15 protein-coding genes are annotated in these 17,676 nt (G+C 62.1%); 11 read left to right on the forward strand and 4 right to left on the reverse strand.

Annotated elements, in window-relative coordinates:
- Positions 1-16: 16 nt before the first annotated feature.
- The 3 genes from ssuD to J3485_RS27940 all read right to left on the reverse strand — a co-directional run bounded on the left by ssuD (position 17) and on the right by J3485_RS27940 (position 3,312).
- Entirely contained in the window at positions 17-1,174 is a 1,158-nt protein-coding gene (ssuD, locus tag J3485_RS27930; protein ID WP_206957852.1) for an FMNH2-dependent alkanesulfonate monooxygenase, read from the reverse strand.
- A 22-nt stretch (positions 1,175-1,196) separates the two neighbouring features.
- Complete coding sequence (locus tag J3485_RS27935) at positions 1,197-2,195, reverse strand: sulfonate ABC transporter substrate-binding protein (RefSeq protein ID WP_206957853.1); 999 nt, start codon at positions 2,193-2,195, stop codon at positions 1,197-1,199.
- 229 nt (positions 2,196-2,424) lie between these two features.
- Positions 2,425-3,312, reverse strand: coding sequence for a LysR family transcriptional regulator (locus tag J3485_RS27940; RefSeq protein WP_206957854.1), 888 nt, complete (start codon positions 3,310-3,312; stop codon positions 2,425-2,427).
- 98 nt (positions 3,313-3,410) lie between these two features.
- Here J3485_RS27940 and J3485_RS27945 point away from each other — a divergent pair, with 98 nt between their 5' ends.
- From J3485_RS27945 to J3485_RS27975, 7 genes are all read left to right on the forward strand, one after another.
- Positions 3,411-4,205, forward strand: a complete 795-nt coding sequence (locus tag J3485_RS27945; protein WP_206957856.1) for an HpcH/HpaI aldolase family protein — start codon at positions 3,411-3,413, stop codon at positions 4,203-4,205.
- Positions 4,206-4,220: 15 nt separating this feature from the next.
- On the forward strand, positions 4,221-5,099 hold the full coding sequence (locus tag J3485_RS27950; RefSeq protein WP_206957858.1) for an amidohydrolase family protein: 879 nt from the start codon (positions 4,221-4,223) through the stop codon (positions 5,097-5,099).
- A 38-nt stretch (positions 5,100-5,137) separates the two neighbouring features.
- Positions 5,138-6,286 (forward strand): DUF5624 domain-containing protein, encoded by a 1,149-nt coding sequence (locus tag J3485_RS27955; protein WP_206957860.1) that lies wholly within the window; start codon positions 5,138-5,140, stop codon positions 6,284-6,286.
- Between the two features lie 105 nt (positions 6,287-6,391).
- Positions 6,392-7,738: an MFS transporter gene (locus J3485_RS27960; protein ID WP_206957861.1), complete on the forward strand. Its 1,347-nt coding sequence runs from the start codon at positions 6,392-6,394 to the stop codon at positions 7,736-7,738.
- A gap of 1 nt (position 7,739) precedes the next feature.
- Positions 7,740-8,831 (forward strand): hypothetical protein, encoded by a 1,092-nt coding sequence (locus tag J3485_RS27965; protein WP_206957863.1) that lies wholly within the window; start codon positions 7,740-7,742, stop codon positions 8,829-8,831.
- Between the two features lie 171 nt (positions 8,832-9,002).
- Positions 9,003-10,115, forward strand: a complete 1,113-nt coding sequence (locus J3485_RS27970) for a porin (RefSeq protein WP_206957865.1) — start codon at positions 9,003-9,005, stop codon at positions 10,113-10,115.
- A gap of 87 nt (positions 10,116-10,202) precedes the next feature.
- Positions 10,203-11,303 carry a methyl-accepting chemotaxis protein gene (locus J3485_RS27975; protein ID WP_206957867.1) on the forward strand — a complete coding sequence of 367 codons (1,101 nt, stop codon included), beginning with the start codon at positions 10,203-10,205 and terminating at the stop codon, positions 11,301-11,303.
- Positions 11,304-11,348: 45 nt separating this feature from the next.
- On the opposite strand, the gene J3485_RS27980 is transcribed toward J3485_RS27975, so the two are convergent.
- On the reverse strand, positions 11,349-13,268 hold the full coding sequence (locus J3485_RS27980) for a potassium transporter Kup (RefSeq protein ID WP_206957869.1): 1,920 nt from the start codon (positions 13,266-13,268) through the stop codon (positions 11,349-11,351).
- A gap of 228 nt (positions 13,269-13,496) precedes the next feature.
- Between J3485_RS27980 and J3485_RS27985 the strand changes: the two genes are divergently transcribed.
- The 4 genes from J3485_RS27985 to J3485_RS28000 are packed head-to-tail and all read left to right on the forward strand — an operon-like array spanning position 13,497 to position 17,636.
- Complete coding sequence (locus tag J3485_RS27985; protein ID WP_206957871.1) at positions 13,497-14,168, forward strand: ABC transporter ATP-binding protein; 672 nt, start codon at positions 13,497-13,499, stop codon at positions 14,166-14,168.
- Complete coding sequence (locus tag J3485_RS27990) at positions 14,165-15,568, forward strand: ABC transporter permease (protein WP_206957873.1); 1,404 nt, start codon at positions 14,165-14,167, stop codon at positions 15,566-15,568. The genes J3485_RS27985 and J3485_RS27990 overlap by 4 nt, the downstream gene beginning before the upstream one ends.
- 25 nt (positions 15,569-15,593) lie before the next feature.
- Positions 15,594-16,370 carry an outer membrane lipoprotein-sorting protein gene (locus tag J3485_RS27995; RefSeq protein WP_206957875.1) on the forward strand — a complete coding sequence of 259 codons (777 nt, stop codon included), beginning with the start codon at positions 15,594-15,596 and terminating at the stop codon, positions 16,368-16,370.
- Between the two features lie 3 nt (positions 16,371-16,373).
- Entirely contained in the window at positions 16,374-17,636 is a 1,263-nt protein-coding gene (locus J3485_RS28000) for a hypothetical protein (protein WP_242538958.1), read from the forward strand.
- Positions 17,637-17,676 lie beyond the last annotated feature (40 nt).

Genomic DNA, 17,676 nt, shown 5'->3' on the forward strand with positions numbered 1-17,676 from the left:
TGGGCGGCTGCATCGTTCATGCAGCCGCAACCTTCGGCAGATGCGTGACGCCGACGATCTCGCCAAACGGCCCCGGCAGCGGCGCATCAATGCGCTCGCGCACGCGCTGGGGTAGCAGGGGGAATACGAGTTCGGCGAAGCGGTAGGCTTCTTCGAGATGGGGATATCCGGACAAGATGAACGTCTCGATGCCGAGGTCCGCATACTCCGTCATACGCGCGGCGATTTGCTTAGGACTCCCGACCAATGCCGTGCCCGCACCGGTGCGCACGAGCCCGATGCCGGCCCATAGGTTGGGGTAGATTTCGAGCTCGCCACGCGTGCGGCCCTTGCCGCCGTTCAGCGCGGCCATGCGGCGTTGGCCTTCGGAGTCCATCTTCGAGAAATCGGCTTGCGCTTTGGCAATCGTCTCGTCGTCGATGCGGCTGATGAGGCGGTCCGCTTCGGCCCATGCCTCTTCTTCGCGTTCACGCACGATCACGTGTAGCCGAATGCCGAATTTGAGCTTGCGGCCCTTTGCCTCGGCTTTGGCGCGCACGTCGGCAATTTTCTTTGCCACGGCAGCGGGGGGCTCGCCCCAGGTCAGATAAGTGTCGATGTGGTCGGCGGCAACGTCTTGCGCCGCCGGCGACGAACCACCGAACCAGAGCGGCGGGTGCGGCCGTTGCACCGGCGGGTAAAGCAGTTTTCCGCCGCGCGAGTTCAGATGACGGCCCTCGAAGTCGACCGTACCGCCTTCATTGGCGGACTTGAAATGTTCGCGCCAGATCGTGAGGAATTCATCGGTGATCTCGTAGCGCGCGTCGTGATCGGCGAAGAAGCCGTCCCCTTCGAGTTCGACGGGGCTGCCGCCCGTTACCACGTTGATGAGGAGACGTCCCTTCGAGAGCCGATCGAAGGTGGCTGCCATGCGGGCCGACAAGCCGGGTGAGGTGAGTCCGGGCCGTATCGCGACGAGGAACTTCAGACGCTGCGTTGCGGCGATGAGGCTCGAGGCGACGACCCAAGCGTCCTCGCAGGAGCGTCCCGTCGGCAGCAGCACGCCTTCGTAGCCGAGCGTATCGGCGGCTACCGCGATCTGTTGGAAATAGTCGTAAGTCGCGGCGCGTGCGCCTTCGGACGTGCCGAGATAGCGCGTGTCGCCGTGCAACGGGATGAACCAGAATACCTTCATGCGATTTTCTCCACTTCCGCTGTCAGGCCAGCCATTGCGCGTCTTTGACGGCAATCTGCTTCGGGATGAGCTTGAGCTCGCTGAAGGTGTCGGCGATCGTCTGCTGTGCAGCCAGCACTTTTGCGGAGACGGGGACGACGCCATACGATGAGCGGCGCGCAGCCACTTCGACGATGGCGGGATCGAGTCCCACGAGCGGGGCCAGCTCGTTCGCGACCGCAACCGGGCTCGCCTTCGCCCACGCGTCGGCGTCGGCCAACCCATCGAGCACCGCGCGCACGAGTTGCGGCTGCGCGGCGGCGAAGCGTCTGCCTGCGAGGTAGAACTGGAGGTTGTCCACGAGGCCTGTGCCGTCGGCAATCACGCGCGCGCCGGCTTGTTTTTCGATTGCCGCGAAATAGGGATCCCAGATGACCCACGCATCGATGCTGCCTTGCGTGAATGCGGCACGCGCGTCGGAGGGTGCGAGATAAATCGGTTGAATGTCGGAGTACTGAAGCCCCGTGTGCTTCAATGCCCGCACGAGCAAGTAGTGGACATTCGAGCCCCGGTTGAGCGCCACTCTTTTGCCGCGAAGATCACTGACCGATTTGATGGGCGAGTTGTGCGGCACGACGATCGCCTCGGACGTGGGCGCGGGCGGTTCGTTGCCGACATAGACGAAATCGACACCCGCTGCCTGAGCGAAGATCGGCGGCGTTTCGCCGACCGTACCGAAGTCGATCGCGCCCGCGTTCAATCCTTCCAATAGTTGCGGGCCTGCCGGGAATTCGAACCACGAGACGGCGATGCCTTGGCTTGACAGACGTTTTTCGAGCGTGCCGCGCGCCTTCAGCAGCGTGAGCGTGCCGTACTTCTGATAACCGATTCGCAGTGTTTTGGCGGTGGCGCCTTGCGCATGGGCGGCTTGCCCGAAGCCCACGCCGAGCGCGCCGGTTGCGAGCGCGGCGCCGCTCGCGGCCGCGGCTTTGAGCCAGCGGCGGCGAGCGGAGTGGTGAATTGGATTGCTGATCGATGACATGACTTCCCCCCGACGCTGATTTCGCGCCTTCGTCACAAACGGTTCGGGTTTGCAGATGAAAGGAGTGCCGTCACTGCGGCGGCAACTGGAACGCCCAGTCTAGAAAAGGGACGAAGTCGTGAGAACGATTGTTTTCAGCTTTGCTCTTGCTAGGCCGTCATAAGTGCCTCATCAGTGCTCGACGCCTTTTATTCCGAGAGCACGAGAGCGCCGTATCGCCTGCTGCGATCTATCGGAACGACAGCGCGAGTTCGACGAATTGGGTGACGCGGGCGTTGACGTCGCCGTAGCGATGCGCGACGTAGAGGGTGGTGGTCGTGTCGTCGTCTGCCAGGGTCCGAAACGTCACGCCAGGCACCGCGATGGCGCGCAACGATGCCGGCACGAGCGCCATACCGAGGCCTGTTGCAATCAAGCCGACCAACGTCGATGCCTGTTGGGCTTCCTGAAGAATCTTGGGTTCGAAGCCGCGCTTGGCGCAGAGCGATAGCGTTTGTTCATGCACGGCAACCCCGGCTTTGCGTGGGTAAGCGATGAAAGGCTCATCGCGCAGATCGGCGATACACACGTTACGCGCCTTGGCGAGCCGATGGCGCGATTGCACGGCGAGCAGCAGCGGCTCGGTATAGAGCGGCGAGAGCACGACGCTCGCAGGGCTGCCGCTCAGCGGCGCGCGCAATAGGCCTACGTCGAGTTCGCGTTGCTCGATCGCCTCGAGCTGCCGCGCCGATGAAAGTTCAACGAGCGTAATCGCCACCTTCGGCCTTCGCGTGCGGTAGGCATGGATCAGCTTGGGAAAAAACGGCGAGAGCGAGCACGCGTTCGTGAAGCCCAGGCGCAAGCGACCGACGTCTCCGCTGACGGCTTCCCACACTGATTCCCTCGCTTGCTCGATGCGCGCGAGGATCGCACGGGCATCGTCGAGCAATGCGAGCCCCGCTTCCGTCAGCGTGACCTCGCGCCGCGTCCGATGAAAGAGCCGCGCACCCAGATCCTCTTCGAGTGTCTGGATGCCGAGGCTCAGCGGGGCCTGGGTGATGCCGAGCCGTTCAGCGCTGCGGCGGAAGTGGAGCTCGTCGGCGAGCACGACGAAGTATTGGAGGTGACGGATGTTCATTGATTTAATCCGTAAATCAATAACCTGGTTCCAGAGAATAAATGAAATCGATGCCGCGGGCCATACTGCGTCTCAACGGAATTGACGTTGGAGGCGATATGAACGGGGCGGAACTGGTCGAACGTTTGCGCGGAGGACAGCCGGTGATGGCGCTCGGCATCCGCGCGTCGCGCACGACCGATGCGGTGCGCTGGGCGAAAGCAGCGGGGTACGACACGATTTGGATCGATATGGAGCACAGCACGTTGCCCGTCGATACTGTCTCGCAGCTCTGCTCATGTGCCGTCGATCTGGGCCTGATGCCGTGGGTGCGGGTGCCGGAGCGCGATTACGGCACGATCAACCGCGTACTCGATGGCGGTGCGCTCGGCATCATCATCGCGCGCGTCGAAAGCGCCGAACAAGCGCGCCATGCCGTGACCGCAACGCGCTTCCCGCCGCTCGGCCAACGTTCGCAACTCGCTACGCTTGCCTATCTCGACTTCGCAAAACTGCATGCGCGCGAGCTCAATGTGCGCATCGATCGTGCGACCGCGCTCGAGGTGTTGATCGAGAGCCGCGCCGGCGTCGAGGCGGCGGAGGCGATCGCCGCGGTGGAAGGGGTCGACGTGCTCGCGCTCGGCTGCAACGATCTATCCGCGGATATGGGGCACACCGGCGAGTCGGCGCATCCCGACGTCGTCGCGGCGTGCCGTCGTGTGATCGATGCGGCTCGGCGTCACGGCAAGGTTGCGATCGTCGGCGGGATGCCCGAATGCGAGGCGCTCGATGGGTTGCGTCGCGATGGCGCCGCGCCGTTCGTATTCGCAGGCATCGATACCGATGTTTTTCTCAACGCATTGCGGCAACGCGTCGAGCAGGCTCGCGCCGCGCTGCAGCCGCTCACATTTTGATCATGGTCCACAGTCATGGCTGAAACCCCGCTGATTTCCACGCCGATGCGCACGGCCGGCTCGCTTGCGCGCCCGTCGTTCGACATGCCCGATCTCGCCTGCGATTCTCACATGCACGTCTTCGGTCCCAGCGACCGATACCCGCATGTGGCACAGCCGCATTACACGCTGCCCGACGGTAAGCTCGCGCATTATCTGCAGTTGATGCAGGTGTTGCAGATCAAACGCTTCGTCATCGTGCAGCCCAGCTTCTACGGCACCGATAACCGTTGTCTCATCGATGCGCTGCACACGGCCGGCTCGATCGCACGAGGCGTCGTCATGATCGATGAAGACATCGATGCCAAGACACTCGACACGTTCCACGGCGCAGGCGTACGCGCGGTACGGCTCGACCTGTTTGCGCGTTCAGCGTTCTCGACCATCGAACTTCAGCAGTACATCACGCGGATGGCGGCGCTCTGCGGGTCGCTCGGCTGGCATCTGCAGTTCTATGCGCCGGGCTGGGTCGTGCGCAATCTGATTCCGTTTCTCGCGGATGTGCAGACCGATTTCATGATCGATCACATGGGCTACATGCTCGAAGAAGATGGACTCACTGCCGATGACTTCAATCGGTTGATCGGCTTGTTGAAGGACGGCAATTGCTTTCTCAAGCTCAGCGCGCCGTACCGGATCGCGAAGCATCGCGGCTACGACGCCGTGGCGCCGATGGCGCGCGCGATCGTCGAGGCCGCGCCGCGGAAAGTGGTGTGGGGTTCGGATTGGCCGCATATCCCCGACGGATCTCGCGACACCGGCGAATTGCTGAACTTGTTGGGCGCATGGACGGATAGCACGGAAATTCGCCGCATGATCCTTTCGGACAATCCCGCGCGTCTATTCGATTTTTGATGCGCGGTTGTTGGGATCGAATCCATGTTGGAGGGGGCATGATGAGTTATCAACCGAATGCGGTGTTTGCCGGGCTGTTTCGCGCATTCACTTCCGATGGGCAAAGCATTGGTGCGCACATCACGCAGCAGATGGCGCGGCTCGATGCGAAGGACCCGCTCATCGTGTCGACCGGGTCGGACATCGTGCTGTTTCCGGGCGAAGGTGCCGCGCCGCTGATCGAGAGCTTTCGGAAATCGACGCGCGGCTTCATCGAGCTCACGGCGATCTCGCATTTGCCGCTTGCGCTTGCTTACCTCGCACGGATGCGCGAGCTTTCATCCGATGACGAGACATGGCGAGCCGACGCGGAGAAGCTGCTCGATCACGCGCGTCGGACGCGAGCCGAGAATTCGGTGGCGTTGTGGCGCGATCGAATCTCGGTGGATAGTTTCTCCGGGCAAGAACACAAGATCGCGAATCTCGTCGACTACACGTGCGGCGCATCGATCGAGCGGCTCGAGCGCGCGCTGGCCGATTCGGCGTTGCTTGGCTTCGAGCCGCTATTGCGCGATTTCTTCGATCCGAAGCCGGGCCAGGGTGTGCCGGTTCCGATGAACGACGTGATGTTCGCGACCTTCGGCCTGGCGTTTCTCGACATCGTCTACCGAATCGGCAACTGGCTCGACGCGCAGCGCATCGATTGGACGCGTGCGATGGTGCTTGTCAGCGGCCAGTCGGGGCGGCCGACCGCGGGTGTCACCTGGGCTTCGAACAACATGTGCCATCTGCTGTGGCGCGCATCCGGCCGCCTCTTGCCGCCGGAGCGGGTATTCGTTGCCCCTCATGCTCCGGGGTTTTCGATCGAATCGATGCCGGATAACGCGGGGATGGCCGAACTCGAACGGACTTGGCGTGGCTTATGGCTCAACACGAGATCGAGCATCGACGTTGCGCGCAGGCTTTTCCCCGAACAACCGCCTTATAGCGTCGAGCCTACGTCGGCGCAAGATATGCCGCCTATCACGGCCGTCGGCGATCGAGCAGCGGCGAATGCGCGGCTGCGCCGAATCATGGAGGACCCCACGCAATTGCTGTCGAATGCGGTGGCGGACTATATCGTCGACCAGTTGCATGAGAACGGTAACGATCCGCGACGTGTGCCGATTCCAGGCTTCACGAACGCAACGTATCCGGGGCCGTATTGAAAAGCATTAAGACGCATTAATACGCCTTGCGCACGGGTTTGCCGGGGCACAGCGGGACATCACGACGATAGGGACGGCCATGTCGCCGTCCGACGGAGACATGACATGACGAGCCACCTCGAAGCGAGCGTATCCAATACGTCGCCCCCATCTTTCAACGGCCCACTCGCTGCCTCGCTGGTGATACGTATCACGCTCGTTTGCTTTGCCGTTTCGATGATCGACGGTTTCGACACCTTGATGATGTCGTTCGTCGCGCCGCTGCTCTCGAAGTCGTTGCAGATCGATCACGCGATGTTGGGCCGCGTGTTCAGCGCGGGTTTCGTCGGCACCGTGATCGGTTCAGTCGTCGTCGGTCCCGCGGCGGACCGCTTCGGGCGCCGCCCGATGCTGTTGCTCGCGCTGCTGGTGACGGGCGTCTTCACGCTCGCATGCGGGTTCGCCACGTCGGCGACAATGCTCGCGACATTGCGCTTTCTCGGCGGCCTAGGAATGGGTGGTGCCATTCCGCCCGTGACCGCCATCACCGCCGAAAGCAGCCCTGTGCGTCGCCGCTCAACGCTCGTCATTCTGATGTTCATCGGCTTTCCGCTCGGTGCCGTGGCGGGCGGGGCGATTTCAGCGGTGCAGATGATGCGCTTCGGCTGGCCTTTCGTGTTCGAGATGGGAGGTGCGTGCGCATTGCTCGTGTTGTTGTTGGTGTGGCTCGTCATTCCGGCCTCGGTCGCAGGGCATCGCGTTGCGACGGCCACGATGCAGGGCGAGGGTAGGCGCCGTTTGAATCCGGTCGTCGACGTGCTGGCCGATGGCCGCGCAGCCGCCACTTTCGCGCTCTGGTTCGGCGTGCTTGCGACGATGATCTTGTCGGGCTTTCTCGTCAGCTTCATGCCGATGATTCTCAACATGAACGGCGTGCCGCCGACGCGTGCGGCGTTCGGTTCGGTGCTGCTGAACCTTGGCGCGATCGGCGGTGCGTTGACGATCTCCGCGCTCGTCGGCAGGCGCGATCCCTTCCGGCCGGTTTCGATCGCTTTCGTCGGCGGTGCAGTGCTTACGTTCGCGTTGGGCGAGGCGATCGGCGCGGGCGATACCGTGCTTGCCATGCTGTTCGCCGTGGGCGCCTTTCTCGTCGGTGGGCAACTGACGATCCCGGCCATGGCGAGCCGACTGTTTCCGCCTGGCGTGCGTGCGGCGGGCGTGGGCTGGACGATGGCGATCGGCCGTTTGGGCTCGATCATCGGTCCGTTCGTCGGCGGGATCTTGCTTGCGCGGCAAGTGCCGTTCGAGCGGTTGTTCATGATGGCTTCGGTGCTCGCGGTCTGCGGTGCCGCCGGTATCGCCCTTGCGGATCGTCGGCGGCCGCGCGACACCGTAGCCGTGGTAGCGGGCGCAACAACGGGCGCCTCGGCGTTCGACATCGAAGGTGCGAGCGTGGTCAATGGAAAGCACTGACATGGAAAACAAGTGGTTGACGCCGATTCAGTCGTTGGCGACGAGCGGTGCCCGGGCCGTCGAAAGTTTCGCGATCGATGGCGCGCGCTATCTCGTGATTGCGCAACTCGCGCGCGATATACCCGGCTCGCCCGCGCATATGAATGGCGGCGATAGCGATATCGAAGCGCAACGCTTTCGCTGGACCGACGATGCGTTCGTTGCCGCGGGCACGCTGCCGCTTGCGGGGGGAGAAGACGTCGAATACTTCGAAATCGGCGCACGACGGTTTTTAGCGACGGCAGGCATTCGCTCCGGAAAGGGCCCGTACGCGTACGACTGCGAAGCGATCGTGTACGAGTGGATCGGCGAACGATGGGTGCCGCTGCAACGCATTCCGACGTTCGCGGCGAAACAATGGCGCGCGTTCTCGATCGATGAACGATATTTTCTCGCGCTAGCGCAAGGCGTTGCGATCGACGGCGTGGCACCGGAACATCCGCGCACGTCGCGTATCTTCGAATGGGATGGCGAACGATTCGCGCCGCATCAGGATGTGGGCGGCCTTTGGGGTTACGACTGGATTCATGCGAGTTTTGGTCGTGAGCACTACGTTGCCTATGCGGATCATGTCTGCGGCTCGACGATCTATCGCTGGAACGGCGCGAGTTTCGAGTCGTTTCAAACATTCCATGAGAAAGGCGGCCGCACCTTTCGTTTCTTCGAAGCGGACGATGCGTGGTGGATGGTGCACGTCAATCTGCTCAGTCACACCACGCTATATCGCTTCGATGGCGTGCGATTCGTCGAGACGCAGCGGCTCGGCGATGCAGGGTGTCGCGAGCTGTGCATGATCGACGGCGAGCGCGGCCGCTATCTGTTGTGCCTGCGTTTCATCACCGGCACGCCGCAAGCGCCGGTCGTGGAAACCGAGTCTGAACTGTTTCGCTGGGCCGGCGCGGGCTTCGATCGTATCGAGACCCTAGCGACTTCGGCCGCGACCGATGCGACGACGTTCGTCGAAGGCGGTCGGCGCTATGTGGTCGTCAGCAACAGCCTGAGCAGGGATCTTCGCTTCGGCACGACCTCGACGGTTTATCGCTTTCACGGTTGAACGGCTGAGATCATGAAGTCGCAAACGTTCCGGTCATTGCTCGTCCGCTAGCGACGCGCATTCCTTCGTGTTGCCCCGATATTCCCTTTCCGCGGGGAAGGGGATCGCTTTGCCTCGTTTTACCTGAAAGACGCACATGAAAAACTTTTACAACCACAATCGGAGACAGCAATGAGAAAGTCCTTTGGACGTGCCGCACTGTGTGCCGCAACGTTGATGCTTGCCGCGCAAGTTGCCCATGCTCAGAGCAGCGTGACGATGTACGGCATCATCGATGCCGGCATCACGTACTTCAGCAATTTGAACGGACACGGCACCTTCGTCGCCAATGACGGTTCGATTCAGGCGAATCGCTGGGGATTGCGTGGACAAGAGGACCTGGGCGGCGGCACCAAAGTCATTTTCGACCTTGAAAACGGCTTCAATCTGTACAGCGGAACGATGGTGCAATCGGGCGTGTTGTTCAGCCGGCAAGCCTGGGTCGGGTTGAACGATCAGCGCGACGGCACGTTGACGCTCGGCAAGCAGTACGACTTCTTCTGGGACAACCTCACGCAGTTCGCGATGGGGCAGTTGGCGGGGCAATTCGCGTGGCATCCGGGCGATTTCGATCACCTCGCGGGGACGCTGCACATCAACAACGCGCTCAAATATACGTCGCCATCGTTCGGCGGCCTCACGTTCGGCGGCTTGTATGCGTTCCCTTCGCAGTCGGTCTCTGCCGGGACGGGGCGTGTAATTTCATTCGGCGCGCGCTATTCGAATGGTCCGCTCAATCTCGGCGCCGCTTATACGGACACGCACGATCTTGGCGTCAACGCGCCGACGCAGGCCGGCACGACGCTGTTTTCCAATCTGCCGCCGGCACCGGTCGTCGCCACGGATGTCAGCAGCTTCGGTGTGGGCGGCAGTTATCGATATGGCCGAAGCCTGACGCGCCTGCTGTTCACCGACGTGCATTTTCGGGTGCTCGACGACAACGGCTCGCTCGTGACCTACGAAGCGAACGAGGCATACCAGGTTACCCCAGCATTAACGTTGATGGCGGGTGCCTGGTATAGCAAGCTCGGGGGGGAACGGTGGCAAAATGGCACGCTCCTCGCTGACTACGCGCTCTCGAAGCGCACCGACGTATACGCATCGGCGAGTTATTTGCACGCGGGAGGCGGGGCGGCACCGGTATTTCTCGGCGGGGGTTCCGCACCGGTATTCGTCAATGGAGACTACGTGAGTACGGGCGCTTCATCGACAGCGGTGCGAGTGGGGATTCGCACGACGTTCTGAGTTCGGCGGTTCCGGATGCATAGCTATTGCGCAAGCTAGAGGTAGAAAGTGCGACACGCGACGCTCACGATCAGATTCAAGCTCGGCATGGCCTTTGGAACATGCGCGATCTTAGGTTTCGCAGCCGGGCTGGCCGGGACGATCGGCTTCGTTCGCGTGGGCGCACATGCATCGGCGTTGGATCGATGGTTGCTGATGGGACAAATCGCGGCAGCGTTCGGCATGTGCGCGTTGGCGGCGTGTTCCGGCATGCATCTGTTGCGCGTGGTATGCGGAGGGCTGGACCGCATGGGCAGAAAATTCGAGGAAATCGCGGTGTCGCTCGATTTATCGAAACGCTCGGCCAGCCCTCGAAGGGATGAGTTCGGCCGCGCCGCCGTTGCTTTCGATCGACTGATGCAGCGCGTCGAGTCCTCCGTGCTCGAAGTTCGGTCCGCGGCCGATACCGTCGCCATCGCGGCTCGGGAATTGGCCTGCGGCAATCTCGATTTATCGACTCGCACGGAGCAGCAGGCGACCTCGCTCGAAGAAACCGCGGCCAGCATGACGCAGCTCATCAAGACGGTCAAAGACAACGCGGATAACGCGCGGCAAGCGCATCAATTGGCGTCGAGCGCGTCGAACGTCACCGATACCGGCGCCAACCTCGTGGGCGCAATGGTCGATGCGATCGCGGCGATCAGCCGATCTTCGATGCGCATTTCCGCGATCACCAGCATGATCGAGGGCATTGCGTTCCAAACGAACATTCTCGCGTTGAACGCCGCGGTCGAAGCCGCCCGAGCCGGTGTACAAGGGCGCGGCTTTGCCGTGGTCGCGGCCGAGGTGCGAAGCCTCGCTCAACGCGCGGCATCCTCGACGAAGGAAATCAATGAACTGATCGCGTCATCGGTCGAGGCAATCCAGGCCGGATCGCAGCAGGCAGGCAGAGCCGCAACGGCGATCGCAGACATTAGAACCGCTATTGCCCGCGTATCGGGAATCGTCGGCGAAATCGCCGCGGCTTCGGATCGACAATCGCGCGGCATCGAGCAGATCGGGCAAGCAATCGGCGAGATCGACTCCGTTACCCAGCAAAACGCCGCGCTGGTGGAGCAGGCGGCCGCCGCCACGCAATCGCTGAGCGAGCAGGGGGACCGACTCAAAGTGGCCGTGGCTTCGTTCAAATTAGCCGAGGCCGTGCATTGACTAGCGCCGGCGGTGGAACGTGTGCCGCGCGGACGCTGCTCGCAGCTACGCCAAGTCTAGCCGCGCCCCCATCTCGATGACCCGGTTGGGCGGCAACCCCAAATGCTCGGTTGCGTCGAGTTCGTTCCTGCGCAGCAGAGCGAATAGGCTCAGGAGTAAACCTCGCCCGAAGCTGTGCGTTTGCACCGAGAGCGAATCGCGCCCCAGGTAAAACGTGGTCGTCATCGCGTCATACCTCGGACATTTCGCCCGCGGTAAAGCCTGTTCGAGCAGTTGCGGTACATCCAAGGTGTCCAAGTAGCCGTAGTGACCTTCGATCCGCACGAAGCCTTGTTCCAAGCGCCGTACGTTGTATCGTTCGGCGAGCGGCACCCACGGCGTTTCATGGGTGAGCAACGTCAGCAAAATCACCTGCTCGTGGAGCACCTGATTGTGCTTGAGGTGATGCAGCAAGGTCGTGGGTATCGAGTCGCCCGCGGCCATCAGAAACACGCTTGTGCCACTAACGCGATGCGGCGGTGTGGCAGCGATGCTGGCGATGAATGCGGCGAGCGGCAGGCCGGAGTCCTTGCGGGCGCGGTGCAATGCCCGCAACCCAATCAGCCAGGAAGTCGAGATCAGGAACGTCAGTGCGCCGATGCCGAGCGGCAACCAGCCGCCATCGGCAAACTTCATGGTGTTGGCCGAGACGAAGGCCACATCCACCACCATGAATCCCCCGGCGATGAGCGCAACGTGCCACACCGGCCACTGCCGGCGCACGCGCGCAAACGCGGCGAACAGCAGCGTGGTGATCGCCATGGTCGTCGATACCGCGATGCCATAGGCGGCAGCCAGCTTGTCTGAAGTCCGGAATCCCAACACGATGGCAATCGTGCAGACCATCAGCACCCAATTGAGGCTAGGCAGATAGATCTGCCCTGCCGTGTTCGACGACGTATGCTTGATCGCCACGCGGGGCGACAGGCCAAGCTGCGCGGCCTGTCGCGTCAGCGAGAAGACGGCCGAGATCAGGGCTTGCGACGCGACGATGGTGGCAAGCGTGGCCAGTACCACCATCGGATACACGCCCCATGACGGCACGAGTGAGTAGAACGGGCGATCGGCAGCGCCGGCGTTGCGCAGCAGCAACGCGCCCTGCCCCAGATAATTGACGCTCAGCGCCGGCAATGCGAGGCAATACCAGGCCAGGCGAATCGGTCGGGCGCCGAAGTGACCCATGTCGGCATACAGCGCCTCGCCGCCGGTCAGACATAGCACGACGGCGCCCAATGCGACGAAGCCTTTGAATCCGTTATGTACGAAGAACGCAATGCCGTTGAGCGGGTTGAACGCCGCTAAAATCGCCGGCGTTTGCGCCAACGACGTCAAGCCTAGCGCGAAGATGACGATGAACCAGACGGCCAGGATCGGACCGAATGCCACGCCGACGCGGCCCGACCCCAACGGTTGCACGGCAAACAGCACGACGAGGATGACGACCGTGATGGGCACGGTGTAGTGCGCGAACGCGGGCGTCGCCACCTCGATCCCCTCGATCGCGCTCAACACCGAGATGGCGGGCGTAATCACGCCGTCGCCGTACAGCATGGCAGTGCCGAACATCGCGATGAACACCCAGCGCAACGCGCTGCGGCGGGTCACGCGCCTGGTGCGCTCGCCCACCAGAAGTGCGAGCAGCGCCAGCAGCCCGCCTTCGCCGTGGTTGTCGGCCTGCATCAGGACGAATACGTATTTGATGCTGACCATCAGGATCAGCGACCACAGGAACAGCGAGACGATGCCGATGACGTTGGCCGGCGTCGGCGCTACGCCGAGCGTGCCGCTGAAAGACGCTTGCAAAGCATACAGCGGGCTGGTACCCAGATCGCCGAAGACGATGCCGAGCGCGGCGAGCGCCAGCGCAAACATTGGGCCGCTACCGCTTTCAGGCTGCGAAGCTTGGGGAGCATGCACGTCGTTCATGGGTTCGTTCAAGGCTAGGGAGTGAGTTCGAACACGGCTCGCGATTGCTGGGGGACTCGTGCGTCAGCAGTCTAACGTTATTCGTCGCCTTGCAAAGCATTCCGTCGGTGTTTTCCGCCGCTCGTCGCATCGATCCACGAGACGCCGATAAAGCGATCACAGTACGTCCTCGATAAACGATCGAGAGAGGTGCCCGTGATAGCGGCCAGTCTGCATAGAGTGACGAGAATGTATGGCGCCGGCGAGACAGTCGTGCCGGCCGTGCGCGATGTTTCCGTCGAAATCATGTCGAGCCGGTTCACCGTGCTGTCGGGGCCGTCCGGCAGCGGCAAGACGACGATGCTCAATCTGCTTGGCGGGATCGACCGCGCGACGAGCGGCAGCGTCGTGGTGGCCGGTCAGGCGCTCGAGACGCTGCGAGACACCGCGCTTTCCGATTTTCGTGCGCGGCATATCAGTTTCGTCTTTCAGTCCTTCAATTTGATTCCCGTTCTAAGCGCTTATGAAAACGTCGAATATCCGCTGACGTTGCTCGGCGTATCGAAAGCGCAGCGCCGTGCCGACGTGCTGGCGTTGCTCGATGCCGTCGGTGTTGCCCAGCATGCTCACCGCAAACCGGGCGAGCTTTCGGGGGGGCAACAGCAGCGCGTTGCCATCGCGCGTGCGTTGGTGACGCGTCCGGCGCTGGTATTGGCCGACGAGCCGACCGCCAATCTCGACAGCGCGACCGGCGCAGCCATTCTCAGCCTCATGCGCAAGATGCAGCGCGAACGGGCAACGTCGTTCATCTTTTCGTCACATGACCCGCAGTTGCTCGCGTCGGCGGACGACGTCGTCAACATTCGCGACGGGCGCATCGTCTCGATCGAACGGATGGCACAACAGGAGGCGACGCTGTGAAGACATGGATCCTCGCTTTTCGAAATCTGCAGCGCAACCGGCGGCGTTCGTTCACCACGTTGCTGGCAATGATGATTGGCCTCACGGCCGTGCTGCTGTTCGGCGGATATACGCGCAATATCAACTACGGTTTGCAGACCAGCTATGTGCGGTCCGGCGGTCATTTGCAGATTCAACGTCGCGGCTACTTTCTTTACGGCAGCGGCGATCCCGTTTCCTATGGAATCGCCGACTACGCGCGCATCGTCGATGCGGTGCGTGGCGATCCGCAGCTTCGATCGATGGTCACTGTCGTGACGCCCGTTCTGGCCGTCAATGGGATTGCCGGTAATTTCGCCGCGGGTGTGTCGCGCACGGTGTTCGGCAACGGCATCGTCGTTGCCGAGCAGAGCCGGATGCGGGAGTGGAATGATTACGGCTTCCCCACTCATGCGGGCCCGTTGGCGCTGGCCGCGACGCCGCCCAATGCCGTCGTGATCGGGACCGGCGTTGCACGGGTACTGCGCTTGTGTACCTCGCTGAAGGTGGCGAACTGCAGCGATCCGCGCTCGACGCGCGATACCGCTCGGCAAAGCGCGGCGCCGAACGATCTGGTCGAACTCGCCGCGGCCGAATCGCGTTCGCTTCATGGTGCTTCATCGTCGGCGCCGGCGGCGCATATCCAATTGTTGACGTCGAATGCGTATGGCGCACCAAACGTTGCGGATCTCGATGTCGTTGCCGCGCAGAAGCAGGGTGTAAAGGACGTCGACGACATGTACGTGCAATTGCATCTGGCGCAGGCGCAGCGGCTCGTCTATGGCGGCGGGCAGCCGAGGGCGACGTCGATCGTCGTGCAACTGAACCACACGGCGGACATCGATCGCGCGCGCGCCCGGCTCACGGCTTTGCTGCGCCGAACGCCGGGGGGCGATGCGCTAGACGTGCTCGACTTCTCGACGCTGAATCCGCAATACGGGCAGATCACCGGGATGTTCAACGCAGTGTTCGGCTTTATCGCCATTCTGATCGCGACCGTCGTGATGTTTACCGTCGGCAACACGATGAACATGGCCGTCATGGAGCGCACGCATGAAATCGGCACGTTGCGTGCGATGGGCCTACGCGGTGCCGGCGTTCGCCGCATCTTCGTCTGCGAGGGTTTTCTGCTCGGGCTGTGCGGCGCTGTTTCCGGCACGCTGATCGCGCTTGCCGGTTCCGCGCTCATCAATCACGCGGGATTGCATTGGATGCCGCCGGGGCAGACCGATAGCGTCCCGTTGACCGTACGCGTATGGGGCGAGACGGCCATGATCTTGCGTAATGCGCTCGGTATCTTGTTGGTGGCCACGGCTTCGGCTTGGCTTCCGGCGCGGCGCGCGTCACGCATGCCGATCGTCGAAGCGCTGCGCTTCTCGTGATTTCCCCTTTTCCATCGGAGCGCTCATGAGATCAACCCTATCGCGTGGGTTTGCCGGCATGCTGCTTTTCATCGCAGCGGCTGCGAACGCGGCGCCCAGCGCGCAGCAATTGCTGGAGGCCAGCGACGCCATTCGCAACCCCGACAAGCCCTTCAGCTTGACCACTACGCTGATCGAATTCCACCAGGGCCGGCAGACCGATCAGAACATATTGACCGTCTATTCGAAAACCGATCCCGACAGCGGACAGTATCGAAGTCTCGTGCACTTCGACGCACCGGCGCGCGACGTCGACAAGTTGTTGCTGAAAAACGGCTTGGACCTGTGGTTTTACGATCCGTCGAGTCAGGCAAGCGTTCGCATCTCGCCGCAACAGCGATTGCTCGGGCAGGCGGCCAACGGCGACGTCGTGACAGTGAATTGGGCGCACGACTACAGTTCGTCGCTTGCGGGCGAGGAGGACATCACCGACGGCGATCGGCAGCAAAAGCACTGCTACAAGTTGGCGCTGGTGGCGCGTTCGCCCGAAGCAACTTATCACGCGATCGACCTATGGCTCGACAGCGTAACCGATCGGCCCGTCAAGGCGCGCTTTTACGCGGAAAGCGGGACCGTGCTGAAGGTGTCGTATTTCCGACGTTTTCAAGCGGAGCTAGGATTGGTGCGGCCCACCGAAATTGTCATCATCGATGGGCTCGATCCAGGCTGGGTAACCGTCATGCGTTATTCGAACTACGCGTGGCGAAACATTCCCGATGCGTGGATGCAGCGCGACTACCTTGCTCGCTTCAAGACGAACTAACCAATGCGATGCTTATGTAAAAGGGCATGGCTCGTTGTCGGCATGCTGTGCGTATCGACGGCCCATGCGGCGGCGGATGCCGACGCCGATGCATTGAATCTCGCGGATACGGCAACGTCTACGGCTTCGGCGCCTAGCAATTGGCGCGGATCGTTCGAAACGGCGACGGCAAACTACAATGCGGCCAGTCAAGCGAGCCGCTTGGAATTGAACGATACGGTTCGTGCGGCTTCATCGCTGTCCTACGACGGCGTTTTTTTCGGCGATTGGCGAGCGGTGCTATCGAATCGATTCGACACCGGCTGGCGGGACGCGAGCGGCGAGTACAACGCCGTCGACACGCTGAAGCAGGCGTATTTGAGTTGGCATTTGACGCCATCGGCCTTGGTCGACGCGGGACGGATCAATTTGCGCGAGGGCGTTGCTTCGGGCTTCAATCCAACGGACTTTTTCAAGGCGGATGCGATCCGCTCGATCGTTTCGATCGATCCCGCGAGCCTGCGTGAGAATCGCCTGGGCAGTGTAATGCTGCGCAGTCAAGTGCTATGGGCTGGCGGTTCGCTGAGTGCGCTCGTGTCGCCGAGGCTGGCCGACCATCCGAGCGATGCGACCTTCAGTCCGGACTTCGGCGCAACCAATCGACAGTGGCGTTATTTGATTAGCGGCACGCAGCGTCTTTTCGGGAGCTTCTCTCCGCAATGGCTCGTGTATGGCGGCACCGATATATCGCCGCAATTCGGTGTCGATGCGACCGCACTGCTCGGCGACGCAACGGTGTCTTTTGTCGAATATGCGGGCGGGTGGGGCAAGGCGCTTGCGGACGATTCAACCGCAGGCAATCGCTTTCATTCGCGGCTCGCGACGGGGGCGACACATACGTTTCCGGGCAAGGTCTCGGTCACGCTCGAATATGACTATGACGGCCTGAGTGCGAACCCGTCCACTTGGAACGCGTTGGCAATGGACCCCGCGCGTTATGGCGCATACAGAGAGACAGTCACTCAAGATCAGGAGTTGACCACACGTCAATCGATGTTCGGCTACATCAGTTGGCAGGACGCGCTTATTCTGCATCTCGATGCGACGCTGATGGGCCGGTACGATCTCGTCGATCACAGCTTCTTCACTTGGCTCGAGGCTCGCTATCACTGGCCGCGCGCCGACGTTGCCGTGCAATGGCAAGTGGATCATGGCGGTGCGTATAGCGCGTACGGTAGCGGATCGCAAAGCATGATCTGGCAAGGCATCGTGACGGTTTACTTTTGAGTGCGATCGCGGATGATCGCTCGTGGCGCTTACGACGCTC

Source organism: Trinickia acidisoli (assembly GCF_017315725.1).
Classification (GTDB): Bacteria; Pseudomonadota; Gammaproteobacteria; order Burkholderiales; family Burkholderiaceae; genus Trinickia; species Trinickia acidisoli.

What these genes read in the sequence shown, in the direction of transcription:
- J3485_RS27965 (WP_206957863.1), top strand. Translation starts at nt 7,740, where the DNA reads ATGGAAAACAAGTGGTTGACGCCGATTCAGTCGTTGGCGACGAGCGGT.
- J3485_RS27945 (WP_206957856.1), top strand. Translation starts at nt 3,411, where the DNA reads ATGAACGGGGCGGAACTGGTCGAACGTTTGCGCGGAGGACAGCCGGTG.
- J3485_RS27970 (WP_206957865.1), top strand. Translation starts at nt 9,003, where the DNA reads ATGAGAAAGTCCTTTGGACGTGCCGCACTGTGTGCCGCAACGTTGATG.
- J3485_RS28000 (WP_242538958.1), top strand. Translation starts at nt 16,374, where the DNA reads ATGCGATGCTTATGTAAAAGGGCATGGCTCGTTGTCGGCATGCTGTGC.
- J3485_RS27935 (WP_206957853.1), bottom strand. Translation starts at nt 2,195, where the DNA reads ATGTCATCGATCAGCAATCCAATTCACCACTCCGCTCGCCGCCGCTGG.
- J3485_RS27980 (WP_206957869.1), bottom strand. Translation starts at nt 13,268, where the DNA reads ATGAACGACGTGCATGCTCCCCAAGCTTCGCAGCCTGAAAGCGGTAGC.
- ssuD (WP_206957852.1), bottom strand. Translation starts at nt 1,174, where the DNA reads ATGAAGGTATTCTGGTTCATCCCGTTGCACGGCGACACGCGCTATCTC.
- J3485_RS27950 (WP_206957858.1), top strand. Translation starts at nt 4,221, where the DNA reads ATGGCTGAAACCCCGCTGATTTCCACGCCGATGCGCACGGCCGGCTCG.
- J3485_RS27960 (WP_206957861.1), top strand. Translation starts at nt 6,392, where the DNA reads ATGACGAGCCACCTCGAAGCGAGCGTATCCAATACGTCGCCCCCATCT.
- J3485_RS27955 (WP_206957860.1), top strand. Translation starts at nt 5,138, where the DNA reads ATGATGAGTTATCAACCGAATGCGGTGTTTGCCGGGCTGTTTCGCGCA.
- J3485_RS27940 (WP_206957854.1), bottom strand. Translation starts at nt 3,312, where the DNA reads ATGAACATCCGTCACCTCCAATACTTCGTCGTGCTCGCCGACGAGCTC.
- J3485_RS27975 (WP_206957867.1), top strand. Translation starts at nt 10,203, where the DNA reads ATGGCCTTTGGAACATGCGCGATCTTAGGTTTCGCAGCCGGGCTGGCC.
- J3485_RS27995 (WP_206957875.1), top strand. Translation starts at nt 15,594, where the DNA reads ATGAGATCAACCCTATCGCGTGGGTTTGCCGGCATGCTGCTTTTCATC.
- J3485_RS27985 (WP_206957871.1), top strand. Translation starts at nt 13,497, where the DNA reads ATGTATGGCGCCGGCGAGACAGTCGTGCCGGCCGTGCGCGATGTTTCC.